Source organism: Photorhabdus africana, from assembly GCF_035181445.1.
Taxonomy (GTDB): domain Bacteria; phylum Pseudomonadota; class Gammaproteobacteria; order Enterobacterales; family Enterobacteriaceae; genus Photorhabdus; species Photorhabdus laumondii.
Genome location: NZ_JAXBVE010000005.1, coordinates 21,625 through 42,008, shown reverse-complemented (window position 1 = coordinate 42,008; position 20,384 = coordinate 21,625). Strand labels below are relative to the sequence as shown.

The following is a 20,384-nucleotide window of genomic DNA, read 5'->3' as shown; positions in this document are numbered from 1 at the left end:
AGGATGAAGTTATTATATACCGGTCATCTTTCAAGTTGCCTCTTTGTTGGCTGCACTCACTCACCCCGGTCACATCGTTATCTATGCTCCCGGGGGTTCGCTCCCTTGCCGCCGCGATGCATCTTGAAATCCATAGGGTATAAATCCTATCATAATTATTATTGAAATTACTAATTGACATAGGTGAATAAAATGGAAAGAAAATCAAATAACACTCAGAATAAACCAGCCGTTAATATTATCGCGGGAGTAACAAATATTAAATCCATTTATAATAAAACGCCTTGTAAAATTGTGGTCGAACATGGATATGTTGTCCGAAGAAATTTTTCTGTGGATAAAATGTCTGAATGGCATGGCGATTTATGGGCACCTTGGATAAGTGATAAATATGAACCTAATAAAGCCATTCATATCTATACTGAAAGGGGGTTGAGATCTGAATTCAGATTTAATATTTGGATATTTCAGGATTATTGGAATCCACCGAATAAAAATGCGGTTAAATATTCCATAAATAAGGAATTTACTTACGATGATGCATTAGAAATTTCAGGTAATAATCGAGGTGGAGGAAATAAGATACTGACATTGAATTTTAATGATAATAATATTGATCTGGAAATGATATAGCGTTATGTGATATTGAATATATCGGATAACGTGCTGTACCAATAGACATTCGTTGAAATGAAAGCATTTCTCCGCGTGTTGTTCAGTATTTTTGATTGCCTTGTCGATAGTTTAGATTGTTGACTATTAGGCCGGTTTTTATTTGAACTGATAATTAAGTTATTGAAATGCTGATACGCGTAGAAATCGTTTATTTCTCTAATACCTATCTCATTAAACTATTTCGTTCACCGTTTATTGTAATAAAGAACAAATCTGCTTAATGAAGTGAGATAGGTTAATACGCAGGTTGATGAGTATATACCCAATGGATTTCAAGATGGATCGCGGCGGCAAGGGAGCGAACCCCCGGGAGCATAGATAACTATGTGACCGGGGTGAGTGAGTGCAGCCAACAAAGAGGCAACTTGAAAGATAACGGGTATAAACATATTCGCGCTCAATTAATGGTGATCATCCGCAAGATGATTCAGGAGCGCGGTTTAAGTCAGGTAAAAGCGGCGGAGCTTTTGGGAACGACTCAAGCGAGAATTAGCGAGATCATTAATGGAAAGCTGGAAAATCACACTATTGATAAATTATTCAACATGCTAAATCGGCTCGGTTGGAATTTCGAATTTAGTTATCACGAAGGTATGGTGACTGTCGCTGTAGATAAAATAATAAAAGTCGCATGAATATCATAAATATCCGCTAAGAATTTTTATTAATAAGCGAATTATTTGTTATAAAATTAATATCTAAACTATTCTGGTGGAGAATAGTTTTAAGTCATTGTTTTTATATTTGATGCCTTTTAATAACGTTGTTGGAATATATTTCTTGATTATATTTAATATAACCAAAAGTTATATTCTGTAGGGGAATCAGGCATACATTAAATTGTCACATAGCCAGCCGGTGATTAATTTTGGTCGATCGCCGGTTTTAAACGGTCTGACATACTGAGGGTAAGAGTACGTGTTTGGAATATGTCTCGTCATCACTCTGTGCCAACAATAGAGTTAATTGGGTGCATAAGCTTGTTTGGGTAATGGATGATGAAAGTTTTCAGGTTTCTCTATGTTGATCTTTGCCCTTCCTATTCTATTGTCATTCTATGAAAACATAACCTAACGGTTAATCCATAACATCATGGTTTTCAACCTTTTTTAAATGCAGCGATTATTGCTGATCCTTTATTTGATTCTCTAATTATTCAGAAAAAATGAATTTGTATAGTAACATGATAAAGAGTTTTGGTATTATAAGTTATTGTAAATGTAACACCGATATATTATTGGTCTTTACGTAAAACGGTTAATATTTTTCGTAAATGCTGACAAAAACTGTCACTAGTTTATGAATAATGCTTGTTAGGGGTAATCGTGTTTTTCCGTGAATAGCAATAATATATGCCCTATAGATTTCAAGATGTATCGCGACGGCAAGGAAGTGAATCCCCGGGAGCATAGGTAACTATGTGACCGAGGTGAGCGAGTGCCGCCAACAAAGAGGCAACTTGAAAGATGACGGGTATAAATAACGATAGGAATAGTTCAGATGAAATATGCCTTTATTACCGGCGCGACAGGAGATATTGGTTTCGCAATTACAGAAAGATTATCTGAGGATGGCTTTGAACCAATATTATTATCGCGTACTCCTGAGCGTCTTGATAGCGCAATTGGCAAGTTACGCAATAAATATGGTAGTCAATTTGCAAAGAAAATAGTTTGTGATGTCTCTAATCATGAAGATGTTAAAAAAGCGTTTGACCAACTAGAGCTTGAAGATAATAAGCTGACGGTACTTGTGAATTGCGCTGGTATTGCTGGTGGCGGTATTACTGCTGAAATAAGCCCACGAACCTGGCAAAATGTCATAAACGTTAATTTAAATGGCACTTATTTTGTTATACATGAAGTTTTGAAAAGAAAATTAATGTTGTCTGGCGGCAGAATTATCAATATTGCCTCCACCGGCGGGAAACAAGGTGTTATTCATGGTACGCCTTATTCTGCTTCTAAGCATGGTGTTGTTGGCCTGACTAAATCCTTGGGGCTTGAATTAGCACGTAATGGTTCAGGTGTTACGGTTAACGCAGTTTGTCCCGGGTTTGTTGAGAGTGAAATGGCGGAGCGTGTCAGAGAACATTACGCCAAAATTTGGGGCACGGATGTAGCAGAGGCGAAAAGAAGAGTAGAAGAGCGTGTTCCTATTGGAAGATATGTTGAACCTAATGAAGTCGCTGAAATGGTTGCTTATCTTGCATCTCCTCTCGCCGGGGCTGTAACCGCTCAAGCACTTAATGTGTGTGGTGGATTAGGTAATTACTAATCATGGACGATATTTCTTTATCCTCTGATTTTTCTGATCTTTGGATTATAAAAATCGACGATATTGATTTAGCTTCTATTGAACAGTTAATTCACCGTTCTGATAGAGTTCGCCATAACCAAATTTGTTTAGCGGATAGAAGAAAAAGATTCATATTTAGACGGGCTGCGTTACGTTATGTTTTAAATCAATATTTATCTGATTATGAAATCATAACGAATGATAATGGTAAACCTTATATATCCACGGAGCAAGACTTCAAATATTATTTTTCTCTGAGTGCATCAGGAAACTATTGTGCCATCGGTTTTAGCTCAAGGGAAATAGGTGTTGATATTGAAGTCACTCCTTCTAAGATAAAACTTTCTGAAATTATTGAACGTTTTATTAAGGATAAGGAGTTGGAATATATGAAAGGTGTAATGTTAAAACAACTATCAGGAGTGAGTCCCGGATTTAAAAATTATTATCACTTAATGTCATTGTATTATTGGGTTAGACTTGAAGCATATATTAAATTATTTGCTTCGACTTTACATGAGAAATTATTGGCTAATAACTCTGATTCTGTTAAAGATATGCAAGAATTAGAGGCGAGCACATTATTGATTCATCATCAGCAATTTGTTTGTGCCTTATCTCAAAAGAAGGTAATTTCTACACCAAATATCAAGAAAATAAACTATTCCGAAATTATAAGGAACAAAGATGAGTAATATTATTGACTTAAGTGTTCCTATAGATTGTGATTTTTGGGAACCTGAAAAAGTAACTAGGGGAGTCGTTGATCATAAAGAGGGCGCTAATAAACTAGGTGAAAGTTATTTATATTTTCATACCAATTCATGGTGGAAAAGAGCCTTTGTAAAACTATTTAAACGTAAAAAATGGATCATTGATCACAATGATTTTCCTGATGGTATGGGATTATCACTGATGTATTACCAATTGACCACACATACCGGAACGCATATTGATGCTCCCTATCACTATGGGTGGCATAAAGGACAAGATCAGCCAGCAACAATTACTGATATTCCTTTGGATTGGTTTTATAGCCACGGTGTATTACTTGATTTTAGTCATGATAATCAGTCAATTGATAAACAGGCGGTAGAAAACCAATTAAAGAAGATTAATTATAAAATAAACGAAAATGATATTGTCCTGATCAATACCGGAGCTGATAAATTCATGGGGGCAAAATCCTATTTTACTCACTATAGAGCAATTGAAAGCAGTGCTGTTCAATGGTTAGTAGAGCAAGGGGTAAAGATTATTGGGACAGATGCATTTAGCTTTGATCGGCCATTCATAGAGATGATTAACGATTATAAAAAAACTGGGAATAAAGATTGCTTATGGCCGTCTCATTTTATCGGGCGGGATCACCCTTATTTACAGATAGAACGGCTTTGTAATTTAACCAGCATTCCTAAACCTTATGGATTTAAAGTGAGCTGTTTTCCAATAAAATTAGAGAAAGCAGATGCTTCATGGAGTCGAGTGGTCGCAATATTATAATAATAGGTAATTACTGGGTAAGACGGGAAGAATATGAGCAGAAAAGAGATTTAATAGAAAATCTAATGACCAATATGCTTGAGCATGCCTTAGATCTTTAAAAGAAGGGGCTTAAGGTATAAGTTGTGCATTGCATGATTTAAATCCACAAAGATAAAGCTCAGTGTAAATTAATGACTAGAGGCAGAGTAGATACGCCGTTTGATCGGAAATTCCAATGATCAAGGCGATATATAAGATATAAGTTAGAAAAGGATATATTATCTTTGCTATGTTGTTTAGCCATGTTGTTTGGCTATGTTGTACTGTGAGTGGGTATATCGGCTCTATGATAATAAATTTGTCATCTCCTTTCTGGATGATTTTTAAGAATAAATTGAAATATACCCTATGGATTTCAAGATGGATCGCGGCGGCAAGGGAGTGAATCCCCGGGAGCATAGCAAACTATGTGACCGGGGTGAGCGAGTGCAGCCAACAAAGAAGCAACTTGAAAGATAACGGGTATATTAATAAAAAGCTTCATTATTCTATCCATATGCAGAGTGAAAGGATTGGTTTAGACTGGAGTATTCATACTATTCTTGCAGTTTAAATAGATGAAAGAACAGTGAAATAACCAAATGAGTATTTAAATAGAGTTATGGTTTGGTGCTTATTTTCAAGAACTTTGGTTAGGAGATAAAAATCAAATATATATGACAAATGTGATTTTATAGATAAAGTAGTTTAATATCACTACTTGCAGATAACGATTTTCTTAAATGAAAATGGGTAACTTTTATATTAATAAAACTTGCCTGAGTAAATGTTTATTCTATTTCTATCGAGATAATTATTGTGATAATAAATAACAGAAATGAATCTCAACCACGTAGAGTTGTGGTGACAGGGCTAGGTGTTGTTGCACCGACAGGTGTAGGCGTTAATGAATTTTGGAACAATATTCATAACGGGAAATCGGGAGTGAGTAAATATGAGTGGGGAAGAGAAAGATTTGGCTTTAAAAGCGGAGCAATAGGACAAGTTTACGGCAGTGATGGCAATAACAAAGAGTTTGTTCTGAAAAGTGAGCGTAAATATCTCCAGTTTGCGCTAGATGCCTCTGAGATGGCGATGCAAGATGCAAATTTAAGACCCTCAGACATTGATGGTCGGCGTTTTGGTGTTGCGATAGCAACAGCGATTGCCGATGCTGCGGGAATGGAAGAGTGTTTACTCAGGATCACCAAAGGGGGCAAAGAGAATATTCACCCTGATTTAATTAAATCAGAAGATTATGACAGCTTTGATTTCAGCTCTGCCGCAACCTCTGTTGCGAAAAAATATGGTGCATCTATGTCCGTCAGTAACATATCAACCGGGTGTGCGGCAGGGCTTGATGCATTAGGCATTGCGATGGAGCATATCCGTTATGGCAGAGCGGATATTATGCTGGCTGGTGCAAGTGAAGCACCACTTTGTCCACTCTCTATCGGCTCTTTTGAAGCTTTAGGGGCGCTATCATCAAGAGAGTTGGAAAATCAGCAAGCAGCGACTTGTCCTTTTTCCCTTGAGCGGGATGGATTTGTGATTGCAGAAGGGTGTGGAATATTAATTTTAGAGTCTTATGAACACGCTAAGCAGCGTGGAGCACATATCTATGCTGAATTAGCAGGGTATGCATCCGTCAATAACGCTTATCATATGACTGACTTGCCCGCGGATGGCATGGCAATGGCACGATGCATTGATATGGCATTGAAGGATGCCCAGATATCGCCATCAACGGTAAATTATATTAGTGCTCATGGCAGTTCTACAGCGCAAAATGATATTAACGAATCAAATGCGATTAAATTTGTTTTGGGAGAAAGTGCATTCGATATTCCAATTAATTCATTAAAGTCAATGACAGGTCATGCTTTAGCTGCCGCTAATGCGATAGAGTCTGTAGCATTATGTCTGGAAATAGAAAAACAGTATGTTCACCCAACAATTAATTATCAAACGCCGGATCCTGATTGCGATTTAGATTATATTCCTAACCAAGGTTGCGCATATCCAATTAAGACCGCGTTGAAATTATCAAGTGGTTTTTCTGGTATTCACAGTGTTATTGTTATGAGGGCAGTAGACAATGCGTAAAAGAGTTGTCGTTACCGGTGTCGGTGCAATACATCCTGATGGCAATGATGTTACCGCCATAAAATCAAAAGTCATCCAGAAGTTATTGGGCCAAGAATCGAAAAATAATACGACCGCAAGTTCTGTAATAAGAACATTGAGTGATTTCGATGGCGCGAAATATATCAATAACCGCTTAAGACGCAAAATTGATGAATTTTCGGTTTATGGTATCGTTGCCGTTGAAATGGCATTAAAAGCGAGTAGATTGGATGTCGATAAGCTTGATCCTAATCGCGTTGGAATATATGTCGGAAACTGTTTTGGTGGATGGCAACATATTGAGGATGAAGTTAAAGCGCTCCATATTGAAGGCATAAAGGGAATGGGACCTTATGTTGCCACGGCATGGTTCCCTGCGGCACTTCAAGGGCAATTGTCACTACTTTATGGTTTTAGTGCGCAATCTAAAACGTTTTCTACTTCCGATGTGGCAGGGATGCAAGCAATAGGCTATGCGGCGGAAGCGATTTCTAATGGTGTTGCGGAAGTGATGTTATGTGGTGCGTCAGAACATCTTTCCAGCCCATTAGTTAAAAATTTACTGGAGAAAACGTCAAGCCAGAAACATTCTGAGGTTTTTGGCGAAAAACAGCCAGGAGACTTTTCCGAAGGCGCTGCATTTCTGGTGCTGGAAGAGAGACAACACGCTTTAGAGCGTGGCGCTTCGATATTGTGTGAATTAACCGGTTTTGTTGATTATTTTGCACCGGATAAAAATACTAGAAATAACACCTTAGAATATACCGCTGAACTATTCAACCATAATGAGAATGCTGTGTTTATTATGGATGGAATATATGATGATGAAAAAGAAATAACGAGTAAGGCTTTCTCAAATAAAGAGATAAAAACATCATTTATAAATCTGAGGCCTTATTTGAATAATCAATTTTCAGTCAGTGGCGTGATTGATTCAGTCCTGGCGTCATCATTCTTGTCAGAAAGTCATGGGGATGGGGAACAACAATCTAATAAAATTAATGAGTTTTCAAATACTAACCAAATAATCATTCAGCGCTTCAGTAACCAAGGTCATGTGTGTGCGTTGAGTTTTTCAGCTATTTAATTTCTAAAATATGTAAGTACGCGAGGAAAAATATATGAATAATCATCTGGAAGTAAAAATAAAAACAATTTTGTCTCTTTTTCTTAACATTAATATTGATGATTTCAATATGGATGCAAACCTTGCTGATGCCTATGATATGGATTCTACGGAATTAGCTGACCTGGCAAAAGAGATTGAGAAAGAGTTCGGTATTTCCGTGACGAAAAGTCAATTCAGTCATTGGGAAACAGGCAGTGCAGTTCTTGATTTCGTCTCATCAAGTTTAAACGATAAAAATTAACTGCTAATTAAAGGGAAACAGAAATGAAACTAATCTCTATGTTGTTACATTCAGGGAGTGATAACTTACATCATGATTGTATTATCACTAAGGATTATCATTATACAAGAAAAGAGGTAATATCTTCTGTTTCCCATTTAATTGATGATTTACTTAGTCGAGGAGTTCAAAAAGGTAATAAAGTCATTGTTATATTTGAGCATGATGAATTAGGTATTTTCTTTTTAGCTGCGGCTAGTGCTATGGGGTTGCATTTATTAATGCCCTATAATTTATCATCAGCGACAATCGATGAGTGGATTAATTTCACCAATGAAGTGCAATACGATTTTGTGATTTATCTCAAAAAAGACAAACATTTTGTTGGAAAATTAAAAGAAAACAACATTAATGTGATTGATATTTCAAATCATAAGATCGGCGTTAATGATGATATCGCGGAAATCCCAATGATAACTTATTCTCCGCAATCTATTGCTAACTTTATTGTCCTGTTCACCAGTGGAAGTACCGGTAAACCGAAAGCCATCAGTATTTCAGAATCATTAGTATGTCGAAGAATTTATTCGGTGACCGAGAAATTAAAATTCACGCAGAATGCTAAAATATTCATGTCAGGTTTGTTGAATAATACAACGGGAGTGATTTTTTCTTTCGGTTCATTATTACATCAATCAACACTTTTTATACCCGAAGATAGAAATGTAGAGAGATGGCCTGATTATCTTTCTCGCAATAAAATCACTCATATTATGTTACGTCCAGAGTCGATGAAGTTATTCGTTAAATCAACCGCAGAACGTAATATTGATCTCTCTGACTTACAGGTTGTTGCTTATGGCGCCGCAGCTATGCCCCCTAGCGTACTGGAGAAAGGGCGTCAATTAATTGGCTGTGAATGGATGCAGGGATATGGGTTAAGTGAAACTTATGGTCCTTTCTGTTGGGTAGATGAGCAAGATCATCGTGATAAAAGATATCTCAATTCAATTTATTGTGTTGGTAAAATTGATAATACATTGGCGGTAGCGGTTAAACCTATTATAGGCTCATCTGATAATATTGGAGAAATTATAATAAAGGGTGAAAGTATTATGGAGGGATATTATGATGTCCTTTCAGGAGAAATAATGCCCCCTGATGAGTGGTTTGCCACTGGTGATCTCGGTTATATAGATCAAGAGGGTTATTTAATCTTAAAAGGACGTAAGCAAAATACTTTTATGAGTGCTAACGGACATAGAATTTATCCTGAAGAAATTGAATCTATTTTATCTCGGATACCCAATGTGAATGTGGCTACGGTTGTTGGTTTTTCATTCCATGAAAATGGGGTTGCTATTGATCAACCGGTTGCCTGTATGAGTGGCGAGATATCGAAGAAATCATTACCTGAAATTGAAGATATTATTTCATCATTTTTAAGTTGTAAACTCAGTCGAGAAAAATGGCCTGATTGGTTTTATGTTACTGATGAATACTTCCCAAAAAGCCATAATGATAAAATATTGAAAGCAGAGTTAATTAAGTCAATCGATCCTAAAAAACTATTTACATTGAGGAATCAATAATGAATTATGTAGAATCACATTCAATTATTTGTAACGCTCAGATGGAAGATGTATATCAAATTGTTATTAATTCTGATAAATGGCCAGAAATATTTGAACCTTGTCAGGAAGTAAAAACTCTCTTTAGGGATAAAAAAGGTGAAAAAATAGAAGTTAAAGCCTTAATTAATGGTATATTAATGCAATGGGAATCAAATCGTAAATTTTATCCAGAAACATTCAGTATAAAATCAAAATTGAATCCCCCAATGACATTAGTTAAAGAAATGGAAACGTCATGGCGCGTGATTAAAATCAATTCTCAGCAATGTGTGCTGTTGTTGGAGCATTTGTATGATCTTGAGTCTGAAATCGCTGGGTTAATTGATGGTGTTGAAACAATAGAGCAGGCGCACCAATTTATTAGTAAAGCTATTGACACCAATTCAGTTAAAGAGCTCAATAATATAAAAAATATCGTCGAGTCAACCGAGGGAGTGGGAAAAGTATTAAAAGGAACGATTACTCACTCAGTCGTATGTGAGGCGCCGGCACAGCAGGTTTATACTTTGGTTAAAGATGTCTCTTGTTGGACAGATATTTTTTCATTCTGTGATGGTGCAGAAGTTTTAAAGAGATCAGGTAATGAAGAATTGGTTGAAATCAAAGCAAAACAAAATAATAAAGCAGTAAGTTGGCAAACACAGCGATATTATTTTGATGCTATTTACCGGATTGATTATGTTATGCCTACACCGATGCCATTATTAAAAACAATGAATGGCAGATGGCAAATCATTCCTATTAATGATCAACGCTGTATTCTAACAGTACAAAGGAACTGGGGTTTATTAGAAGATATCAGTGGTATCAGTGGTATCAGTGGTATCAGTGGTATCAGTGGTATCGTTGATGGTGTTGATAATCATGACCAGGCTAATTCCTTTATTATCTCATTTATCAATGATAATACTCGAATGGAGATGGATAGTATAAAGAGCCAGGTAGAAAGTCATAAAAAATCAAATTTATTAACTTTCACGGCGGGGTATTATATTCCTCATCAGGTTGATGATGTTTATAAGATATTTTTAAATATCGATGACTGGAGTAAGATATTACCGCATTGTGATTCAGTAAAAGTCATTTATAATGATGATAAACATCAAGAATTTAATATGGAAGTATCAACACCAAATGGAAATGAGACTTTCCGTAGTATACGATTCTGTGATGCGGATAATTTATTGATTGAATATTTTCAACCAGAGCCTCCTTTAGTATTAAAGTCCCATAGTGGATCATGGCGTATATTAAGTAAAGGAAAGGGTTCGTTCATTGTTTCTAGTCATGATGTTGAGTTAAATCATGATTTATGTGCCGTTAAATTTGGTACGGAAGATAAAGTGAAACAACAAGAGATAGTAAAAAATGCTATTTCAGAAAATAGTCAGAAAATGGTTTTTGCCTGCAAAGAGTGGTTAGACGCTCGTATTTAGTAAATCAAAGGAAAATAAGATGAATAATAAAAATAAACCCAATAGAATTTCGCCAGAACTTCTTGCTACTTGTGGTTATTTTATGCCAAGACTATTTTTCTTAAATTCTCAATATGCTCCCCAAGTTCATTGGGGAGATGTTGTTGCGGCATTGAGTCATTTTCCAGCGGGAAACTTAGACTTATCTTCTGAAGAGTTTTGGTATGAATGGATGATTAATTGGTCAAAAGTGGGTGATAGCTATATTAATATCGCTAACTCGGCTAAGAGTGAAGTCAGCCATGTTCGTGCTTTGAGGAGTGCCGCTGCCTGTTATCATTGGGCGGAATTTATGTATTTTAGTGATGGGAGCAGGAAGATACAGCTCAGAGAGTATATTCGTTCATGTTTTTTATCTAGTATAAAATATAGTGATTTGCTGGTTGATCACCAATATATTGCCATCGATAAATTTCATATGCCGTTCTTCCTTATATTCCCTAAAGGGTATAAAGAAGAAGAGAATCATCCTTTGCCTTGTGTTATTTTATCCAATGGATTGGATTCAATGACTGAAATTGAAATATTATCTTTGGCTGAGTTTTTCTTAGGGAAAAATATGGCGGTAGCTATATTTGATGGACCGGGACAGGGAATAAATCTTGGAAAATCACCAATAGCTATCGATATGGAATTATATGTTAGCTCTATAGTTAAATTATTAGAAGATGATGCAAGAATTAATAGTAATCTTCTTTGTTTCCTAGGAATTAGTTTTGGTGGTTATTTTGCGCTACGCGTTGCGCAAAGAATTGGCGATAAATTTTGTTGTATCGTCAATTTATCCGGTGGGCCTGAAATAGCAGAGTTTGATAAGTTGCCAAGAAGGCTTAAAGAAGATTTCCAGTTTGCATTTATGCAAGATAATAGTCGTATGCAGTCTATTTTTGACGAAATTAAATTGGATATCTCTTTACCTTGTAAAACCAAGGTTTTTACTGTTCATGGTGAATTAGATGATATATTTCCGATCGATAAAGTGAAAAAATTAGATCAATTATGGGGTGATAATCATAAGTTATTATGTTACGAATCAGAGGCTCATGTTTGTTTAAATAAAATAAACGAATATATGATACAAGTTTCAGATTGGGTTAGTGAACAATTTTGGCTAAATGGCTATAAAAAAGGCTAACTTATTTTATACTATACCCTGTGGATTTCAAGGTGCGTCGCGGCGGTAAGGGAGCGAATCCCCGGGAGCATAGATAACTATGTGACCGGGGTGAACGAGTGCAGCTAACAAAGAAGCAACTTGAAAGACGACGGGTATAAATCATAAAGTTATTAACCAACTGAGGTATTGTTATGGATAAATATTGGTTTTAACTTTATCTTTAGTAAACACAATAGTGTGCTTATGTAATATTGTCATTCGATATTAAAAATAAATTAAATATAAACTATGGATTATTCATCTTGTCTAAAAAATTTATTTTTTCAACATAAGTTAAGGTTAAACCTATTTTGGTATGCCTTTTAGTTCCGCTGCTCTTTTACATTAGTAATAAAATCAAAACATCTTCTCAGGCATTACGAAGCGATATATCCGAATAATAAGGCCATGCTTTTTCTGCTGAGGTATTAACTGTCAGTATGAAAATTGACTTTAATATTTGTGTTTTCTTATATCATTAATACATAGTAAGTTTACTTATGATAAGTTATCTTGTTGAGTGTAAATTTTATTTTTTGTATTAATGAGAAGTATATTAAACTTTTAAATATTTTCGCTATGTTTGATGTTCGACATTGACTTCAACCTTGTTCCAGCGTAATGCATCGAACATTTACTCTTGACAGAGTTTGGTAATTATGTAAGAAGGCAATAGTATTTTTGTCAATCCTGAAAATTTAGGTCTATATTAAATATAGGATTTTGAGTTGATGGTTTTATAGAGAAATCTCGACATTGTTCCATGATAGATAATTAAGAATAGATAGTTATATTGGGTAACTGACTAGTAACGCAATATTATTTATTCAGTAAAGCCTTTCCTATTTGATTTTTATTAGAATGAGGAGTACGGAAATGTCAAGAACCGAAAGACTTATAGTATTATTGCAATACTTGAGACAAAGAAGGTATCCTGTCAGTGGTAAATTACTCGCTAGTGATTTAAATGTAAGCTTGCGCACGCTTTATCGAGATATTGCTTTATTAAATAGTCAGGGGGCAAATATAGAGGGTGAACCAGGTTTGGGCTATATATTACGGCCGGGCTTCATGCTACCTCCTTTGATGTTTACGATGGATGAAATTGATGCCTTAGTTTTGGGCAATAAATGGGTTATTGAACAAAATGATGTTGTGTTGGCTAAGTCTGCTCATAGCTTTATATCTAAGATTGCCGCAGTATTGCCTGAAGAACAGCGTGATCAGCTATATTATTCGCCAATGTTTGTAAAAACAGAAGGTTACAGCAAAGTTACAAATAATAACTTAATGTTATCTGATATCAGAAGAGCGATATACCATAAATCAAAAGTAGTGATAACTTTTCTTGATTTAAATAATACACATACTGTGAAGACGACCTGCCCACTGTCGATCTTTTTCAATAATGAATTCTTTTTAGTTTCTTGGTGTGAATTCACCCATAATTTTCTTAAGTTACAGGTAGGGAAAATAGAAAAACTGGAAGTATTGTCTGAAAGATATATACAAGATAGAATATTATTACTAAAAAAATGGAGTGAGAAAGAAGGATTGTCTGATAATAATTTATCATAAATAAATAATTACGGATGAGTAATTTATATGGGTATTTATCCTATACATGTTTAATTATTCTTTTTACTAAGTATATAGTTGAAAATATAGAGTAGATTCTGATGATTATCTGAAATTTCTGTTTTCATTTATACTGAGGGCTTAAAAAGTTTAGTGATTTTATTAGATTTGCTAAAATTCGGTTTTGTTTGCTCAAAATTAGGGATGAGAATCCTTAAAGGATCGAGTGGACAAGAATGATTATTAGGAAAAAGCCGCCCTAGAGCGCCGATTGTGAATGGTAGTATATACCCTATGGATTTCAAGATGGATCGCGACGGCAAGGGAGAGAATCCCCGGGAGCATAGATAACGATGTGACCGGGGTGAGCGAGTGCAGCCAACAAAGAGGCAACTTGAAAGATAACGGGTATAAATAATTAAGTGGAAGAAAAGCTACCATTTCCATGCATCCGGGCTGGTGCCAGTGGGTAATACACTAATGCCAAAATCGCTAATTACAACAGCGACATAGATATCATTGTCATAACAATTTAATTGATATCCCCTTCCTTTTGCCGTCCATTGCCAATAATCATTTTTCCAACTTTCTGGATAGAATTCTTGGGTAAGTGAAGCGGTTGCTGGATGTAACCCATCAACATTGAGAGTGCTCGTATTTCCAGAGCTGCTCCAAATCACATCACCGATTAAGTTTTCATTGGTAAGATTAATAACGAAAAAATAATGGTTATTAATTTCAAGCATTTCACCTTTTTCTTTTTCTTCAGCTTCTCTCATCTTTAACTCCTGGTTAATGGATAAAATGGGTGATTTTCATTGATCTATTAGTCACAGTATTTTATTGCTGTTCTGGATAGTTTGTTGTCTATGAATTAATTTCATTTATGATGAGTAATAATCAGAAATTATATATAATATATTTTTATATTAGCGTAAAAGTACATAATGTAAAGTATATCATCATGAATGTTTTACATGAATATTCAGTGAAGGTTCATTGTGCATTGGAAAATGGTTTGAATCGCTATTTTATTGGGTTGATATCGCTGGTAGGAAAAATAGACCATTATGATATGGGTATTTATAATATATTGATTTTAATCACTTAATCGATTTTTCGTCTTTAGGGGGAGGAAAAACTTTGTGATATTTATCACGATTTATATTAAAAAATTCGCACAAGTAACCATATTGAACTAAAAATAATTAAAGTATTGTTATAATTTTGTATGATGATTATTTTGAGTTATTACATGTAATAGAAATACACAAATTGAGGTCATATTGTTAAGTTATTTTAAAGGTTGTGTTTTTAATTATGTGGCCTGAATGTAGGTTAGAATGGCTTTATTTTTTTTGTATAAGAATAAGGGGTGAGTTTATATCAGTGTGAGGACAGCCATTATGGTAAAAAAGGTCTCTCGATTATAAATGGATTAACAGACTAAAAATAATAGCCAGTGAAATATCTTATGGTTTTTATACCCGTTATCTTTCAAGTTGCCTCTTTGTTGGCTGCACTCGCTCACCCCGGTCACATCGTTATCTATGCTCCCGGGGATTCGCTCCCTTGCCGTCGCGATGCATCTTGAAATCCATAGGGTATAGATGGCAATAAATATATTTATTGTCAAATAGCGTGAGAATTTATAACTCAAAGAGATGAAATTTACATAGGCGCATCTGTGATGAATATTTTGATAAATGAATATAAGAAGAAAATGAATAGTGTAAGATTAGGTGATCCTGAGGGAAAGGGATTTTTTTACGATGCAAAGCAAGCAATGTGGCATTGTTATTCGTATGATATCTGCTCTTACTTTCTGAATTCAGATTATGTGACTAAAAAGAAGCTGAGCATTCCTCTGGAAATATTTTCTGCATCAGACCAGAGTAGAGTTGCCAGATTCATTCTTTATCTTAATAATTCTCTCATTTTTAATGATGATAAGCATAATAATGATGCAGTAAGTTTTATATGTGGCAAATTTAATGAAATGAATTTTGAAGTAATCGCTAATGATCTTTTATCTCCTTTAAAACAGTTTGATATTTTGACTGCAAAACATCTAAGAGAAGTGAATAACTTATTGGCTGCTTCTTTAGTCGGGGTGAAAGCTTCGGCGTTCTTTTCTGCTCATGCCCTGAATGTCGGTATGTTTTTTGACGGCAGAATGAGAGGAAGAGCGCATTTTGTATCAATTGCTGAGTCTTTTATTGCCATATATCAGCAAGTTCTACGGCAAATAACTATTAACGGTGGGGCAGTGGATGTGATCCATATTGAGAAATTTGTGGCTGATCTATCGGTAACATTTATTGCCGCTCATGAAACGACGATGCAATTGATAGCTGCCACATTACTTTATATTAAAAACCATGCAATCACAGTGACGGAAAATAATATTAAAAGCATTGTTACTGAAACCTATCGTATATCTAGCCCAGTTCTTGCCGTAGATAGAGTATTTAAAGAGAGATTGATATATAAAAATAGCTGTTTCAATAAGGGAGATCGAGCCCTGTTTTATACCGGATTAGCCAATTTCGATGCTACGGTTTTTGACCATCCTTACCAATTTCAGCCTGATCGTGAAGGCTGCCCACTTTCATTTGGTGTAGGCGCGAAAAAGTGTATTGGCATGAATATCGCCATGCATTTTACCTGCCAGTTGATAACCAAAATACTCTCTTGTTATCAACTTGATGATGTTGAAATTCATGAAATCACTGTTGGCTTATCAGCCATCGGTTGTTCGAAATTTACATTGAGAATATCGAAGAAATGAAAAGTGATAGAAAATTCATTTCAAATTTTAATATTAAGTAATTTTTCCCAATTTTGGCAACCGTGTAAACGGTCACCTGTAATGGGAAAGAATATATTTAATATCCTTTCCCTGGATGACGTTATTACGCTACAGAGTGTCTACGTGTCATTCTTCTGTAATTTTCTACTTTTCCTGTCATGACATTTTCTATGCCGGACAATATTCCAGAACAATTATGACAAGCAGGGAAGTCTTGATTTGTTGCACCAACGAGTCGTTGTGTGAATATGTAGGTCTGACTCAAATGACTTGATAGATTTCCTCCATTTTTAGAAAATTCAGTGACCATATAATTTAAGGCTTGTACTTCAGCGTGCAGGCCCGCAATACCTGCCATTTTAGGTAAAATGTTTTTGTTTTCCTTAATATGTGCTTTGATCCTCTGTTCAATCAGTGGGTGTAATGCAGTGCCTGATTCTTGATACGCTTTTTGTATACCCGCGATAAATTCTTTTTCATTAGCAACACGATAGCTGCCAAGATCCATATTTGGCCTCCAACGTTTGGAGGTTTGAAGTTTATCGGGATGGTATTGTTCGAAACCGGGTTTCGCTTTTTCGCTGATAAGTTGCACTCCAGGGAAGGTGTTTTTTGCACCTAAGCTACCACTCAGATTTAAAAATTTATCTTTATAGGTAGTATCATGCATAATACCTGCATGGGCAGCATATCCTTTTAGTTTTGCGTTTGTGAACGTCATTTCTTGGGATGCTTTTATTCTCTGTTTTTGTTTCTGTTTTACTTCCTTTGGTGTTTTCGCATCTTGCTCTTGCTGTTTCATTCCCTCTATTTTTTTCTCATTTCTTTCTGTTTCTTGTAATATTTCACCGGTGCTGTTGGTGAAATATTTATATCTCTGCTCAACTCTTGGATTTTGTTTATATAAAAGTGGTGAAATATCAGATCTGTTTTGCGGAATGGCTAGATCAAGCCAGTCTAAACTTGAGAGCCCCATATTGTCTGCAAGCGTAACTGGGTTATTCATCACCATACAGTAGAGATTTAAGCCATCGATAGTACCGGCCGGGTCCGCACTTAGCCATCTTCCCACCCACGGCTGATAATACCGATAGCCGTAATAATACAGTCCGGTGGCATCCCGCTCTTTGCCAGAATACCGGATCGTTTTGTAACTGGCTTCTGTCTGGTTTCTTGCGGCCCATAGCGCTGTACCGCCAAATGGATAGTACTCTTCTTGACTGATGATTTGTCCTTCGATATCCAGCTCAAGTTGGCTGGAACCAATCAGATTGTCATAACTGTAACGTACTTGATTATTGTTGATATTTTCTGGTTTGCCGCTCTCCCAGTGTAGAACTCGCACTTGCGCGCGACCAGCTTCACCCACGGTAATGATCTGCAACTCTTCCTTCGTGATATCACCGTTTTGTGTTGTACGTAGTTCTAATCCTGACAGGTAAACGACTCGTCGTTGCTGGAGGATATTCTGCATTTGCTGTTCACTGACTTTTAATAGCCGCATTCCGTCGTTGCCATAGCGATACCACTCTATGTCGCTGCCACTGTCAGTGAGGTTATCCCGTTTTACTGGTGTCATCTGTTGTAGTTCACCCCGTGCGTTCCAGTTTAGGTTTTGTCCCGGTAGTAATTCCTCCTGATGACCACCTGCCTGAAACAACGCATCCACTTTGGTCGGGTCAGTGGTTAAGGTATTCAGTACTGCACGGTTGCTGCGGTTCGAAACGGTTATGTCGGTGGTGTAGTTGTTTTGGCTCGCGGGTGAGCTATGTCGGATTTGGGTCAGGTTGCCACCACGGTCATAGGCATAAGTACGGGTGTAATTGGTATAAGTGTTGTTATCGGAAGGGAGTGCTGTAGAGGGGAGATGCTGATTCTGTCGGCCGATATTCGCCATTTCGCGCCCTGTTGCGCTAATAAGCTGATACAGGGAATCGTAGGTATAGATATTCTCCGGCACCATTTTCTGATTGCGCCAGAAGCGGGTCGCTTCTGCATCGTTACGGAGACTGATTATGTTGCCAACCGGATCATATTCATAACGTAAGTCTTGCAAAGCCTTGCTATCGGTTGAGCGACGGGTAGTGATGCCCATCAGTCGCTGGGTTTCCGGCTCGTAAGTGTATTCGGTGATGATACCGTTACCGTGCTCTTCGCGTAGTTTTTGTCCTGCGGCTGAATAGGTTAGGGATTTAACGATAATCTGCTCTTTTTGGCCTTTTACCGTTAGCCAGCTTCCTTTCAATTGTCCGGCCACATTATAGGCCAGGTGCTGGATATTTCCTTTGGCATCGGTTTGCGTCAACAGAGCACCGGTAGCATCCGTTTTGTTTTCGGTGGTGTATACATTGTTACTTAATTTCTTATCCCAGATCTTTTTATCATCGCCGAACCAATCCGCTTCCTGACCATCAACCAGTAGCTGACGGGATTGTGATAAAGCCGCTCCGGTCAGGGAAAGGCGATTCAGTTGGGTCACTCCTGCTGTATCGTAGTGATGTACACACTGACCAGCAAGATTTTGGTCTTTTTCTGCCGGTGTGTTTCCAGCCCAGATGAGACGTTCGGTGATGTGGGATGCCCTTTCCTCTGGTTCTTGCTCGGTTACGGATAACAGACGACCGGGCAGAGAATTGTCTTCATATTGCCGGGTCTGCTTGACACCCGTTGCCGTTACAGTCAGGACCAGGCGGTTTTCAATATCATGAAGAGTGACAGTATTACCCGCATCGACACTCTCTGTACGTAGGACGTTGCCCGTTAAATCATACTGCCAGAGAAAATTGGGTTTCACCGTGTTATCTCTCTTCTGGGCGTCATACAGGCGCGGATCAATACTTTGGTGCAGTTGTCCGAGAACATCATATTGATGACGGGTGATACGGATATCACTATTTTCTTCTGCGGTAGTACGGTGATAACGGATTTCACGAACATCCAGCCCACGGTTATCGTGAACAGTGATAGTGGGGGTATGTTGGTAAATTTTGGGGTCAAAGTTGTTCATAATTTCCCTCTTTGTTGTGTTAAATAATTGTGGTGTTGAATAATTGTTTATCTGCACAGCAGCGAATGAATGTTAAGTTCCATTTCTCCATATAATGAGGATAACCTTTCTATTGAAATACCCGCGGCATGTGAGATTTCAGGAGATAAGCAGGAATGACTTTATTCAAAAGTATACTGCTCAAAAGTGCTGCTGTAACCGAACAACAGTAGCAAGTATAGGTAGACGAACACAAGTATCGTAGAAAACAGCGTTGGGATTTTTTGCTATCGCTTATGGCTGTTTTTGCTGTTAATAGGTGAATTTAACAAAATGAAAAGCAATTTATCTTTATTTAACATTTAGTTGTGTATTGGGAATATTAACTAGAAATATAGTTATCGGTTGTAAATATGAGTTATTTTATTGGATAAATAATTTTTGATGTGCGTCCACGTTCGCTTGCCGTCGCGATGCATCTTGAAATCCATCGGGTATAAATAATGTAATTATTGTATCGGGTTAATATTGAAATGCATTATGAATCAGATGTTAGTTAATTTACTTTTATTATTTTAATAAAATAAATAGTTTTTTATTGCAATTATTTGTTAAATTGTAAAATAAGGTATTGATGTCGGCAATTATAAATATAAATGTTATATTTTTAGTATTATAAATGGAGATTGTGAATAAAATTAAGTGTTATATTTTGTGTATTTTAGATATTTGCAAAATAAAAACTTTTGGTTTTTTATTGAAATATCATT

General features: G+C 36.5%; 16 protein-coding genes. 13 read left to right on the top strand and 3 right to left on the bottom strand.

Annotation, left to right across the window (positions count from 1 at the left end; genetic code table 11):
- The first annotated feature begins 192 nt into the window (after window positions 1-192).
- From SLS51_RS04140 to SLS51_RS04120, 5 genes are all read left to right on the top strand, one after another.
- On the top strand, window positions 193-633 hold the full coding sequence (locus SLS51_RS04140; protein ID WP_323835817.1) for a hypothetical protein: 441 nt from the start codon (window positions 193-195) through the stop codon (window positions 631-633).
- Window positions 634-1,001: 368 nt separating this feature from the next.
- The gene (locus SLS51_RS04135; RefSeq protein ID WP_323835815.1) at window positions 1,002-1,310 is read left to right on the top strand and encodes a helix-turn-helix domain-containing protein; all 309 of its coding nucleotides are present in this window, start codon (window positions 1,002-1,004) and stop codon (window positions 1,308-1,310) included.
- A gap of 865 nt (window positions 1,311-2,175) precedes the next feature.
- Window positions 2,176-2,952: an SDR family oxidoreductase gene (locus SLS51_RS04130; protein WP_323835813.1), complete on the top strand. Its 777-nt coding sequence runs from the start codon at window positions 2,176-2,178 to the stop codon at window positions 2,950-2,952.
- Between the two features lie 2 nt (window positions 2,953-2,954).
- On the top strand, window positions 2,955-3,668 hold the full coding sequence (locus SLS51_RS04125) for a 4'-phosphopantetheinyl transferase family protein (protein ID WP_323835811.1): 714 nt from the start codon (window positions 2,955-2,957) through the stop codon (window positions 3,666-3,668).
- Window positions 3,661-4,476 carry a cyclase family protein gene (locus tag SLS51_RS04120; protein WP_323835809.1) on the top strand — a complete coding sequence of 272 codons (816 nt, stop codon included), beginning with the start codon at window positions 3,661-3,663 and terminating at the stop codon, window positions 4,474-4,476. The genes SLS51_RS04125 and SLS51_RS04120 overlap by 8 nt, the downstream gene beginning before the upstream one ends.
- A 397-nt stretch (window positions 4,477-4,873) precedes the next feature.
- On the opposite strand, the gene SLS51_RS04115 is transcribed toward SLS51_RS04120, so the two are convergent.
- Window positions 4,874-5,002 carry a hypothetical protein gene (locus SLS51_RS04115; RefSeq protein WP_323835807.1) on the bottom strand — a complete coding sequence of 43 codons (129 nt, stop codon included), beginning with the start codon at window positions 5,000-5,002 and terminating at the stop codon, window positions 4,874-4,876.
- A gap of 314 nt (window positions 5,003-5,316) precedes the next feature.
- Here SLS51_RS04115 and SLS51_RS04110 point away from each other — a divergent pair, with 314 nt between their 5' ends.
- From SLS51_RS04110 to SLS51_RS04080, 7 genes are all read left to right on the top strand, one after another.
- Window positions 5,317-6,603 (top strand): beta-ketoacyl-[acyl-carrier-protein] synthase family protein, encoded by a 1,287-nt coding sequence (locus SLS51_RS04110; protein ID WP_323835805.1) that lies wholly within the window; start codon window positions 5,317-5,319, stop codon window positions 6,601-6,603.
- Window positions 6,596-7,711 carry a beta-ketoacyl synthase N-terminal-like domain-containing protein gene (locus SLS51_RS04105; RefSeq protein WP_323835803.1) on the top strand — a complete coding sequence of 372 codons (1,116 nt, stop codon included), beginning with the start codon at window positions 6,596-6,598 and terminating at the stop codon, window positions 7,709-7,711. The genes SLS51_RS04110 and SLS51_RS04105 overlap by 8 nt, the downstream gene beginning before the upstream one ends.
- A 34-nt stretch (window positions 7,712-7,745) precedes the next feature.
- Window positions 7,746-7,994: an acyl carrier protein gene (locus SLS51_RS04100; protein ID WP_323835801.1), complete on the top strand. Its 249-nt coding sequence runs from the start codon at window positions 7,746-7,748 to the stop codon at window positions 7,992-7,994.
- A 23-nt stretch (window positions 7,995-8,017) separates the two neighbouring features.
- Complete coding sequence (locus SLS51_RS04095) at window positions 8,018-9,565, top strand: class I adenylate-forming enzyme family protein (protein WP_323835798.1); 1,548 nt, start codon at window positions 8,018-8,020, stop codon at window positions 9,563-9,565.
- Complete coding sequence (locus SLS51_RS04090; protein ID WP_323835796.1) at window positions 9,565-11,043, top strand: SRPBCC family protein; 1,479 nt, start codon at window positions 9,565-9,567, stop codon at window positions 11,041-11,043. Before SLS51_RS04095 ends, SLS51_RS04090 begins: the two co-directional genes overlap by 1 nt.
- Window positions 11,044-11,062: 19 nt before the next feature.
- Window positions 11,063-12,217 (top strand): alpha/beta hydrolase family protein, encoded by a 1,155-nt coding sequence (locus SLS51_RS04085; protein WP_323835794.1) that lies wholly within the window; start codon window positions 11,063-11,065, stop codon window positions 12,215-12,217.
- Between the two features lie 897 nt (window positions 12,218-13,114).
- Window positions 13,115-13,816: a helix-turn-helix transcriptional regulator gene (locus SLS51_RS04080; RefSeq protein WP_323835792.1), complete on the top strand. Its 702-nt coding sequence runs from the start codon at window positions 13,115-13,117 to the stop codon at window positions 13,814-13,816.
- A 434-nt stretch (window positions 13,817-14,250) separates the two neighbouring features.
- Here the strand turns inward: SLS51_RS04080 and SLS51_RS04075 are convergent, their stop codons facing one another.
- Entirely contained in the window at window positions 14,251-14,595 is a 345-nt protein-coding gene (locus tag SLS51_RS04075; protein WP_323835790.1) for a hypothetical protein, read from the bottom strand.
- 911 nt (window positions 14,596-15,506) lie between these two features.
- Here SLS51_RS04075 and SLS51_RS04070 point away from each other — a divergent pair.
- The gene (locus SLS51_RS04070) at window positions 15,507-16,607 is read left to right on the top strand and encodes a cytochrome P450 (protein WP_323835788.1); all 1,101 of its coding nucleotides are present in this window, start codon (window positions 15,507-15,509) and stop codon (window positions 16,605-16,607) included.
- A gap of 124 nt (window positions 16,608-16,731) precedes the next feature.
- Here SLS51_RS04070 and SLS51_RS04065 read toward each other — a convergent pair whose 3' ends face one another.
- Window positions 16,732-19,635 (bottom strand): RHS repeat-associated core domain-containing protein, encoded by a 2,904-nt coding sequence (locus tag SLS51_RS04065; protein WP_323835787.1) that lies wholly within the window; start codon window positions 19,633-19,635, stop codon window positions 16,732-16,734.
- Between the last annotated feature and the right edge of the window lie 749 nt (window positions 19,636-20,384).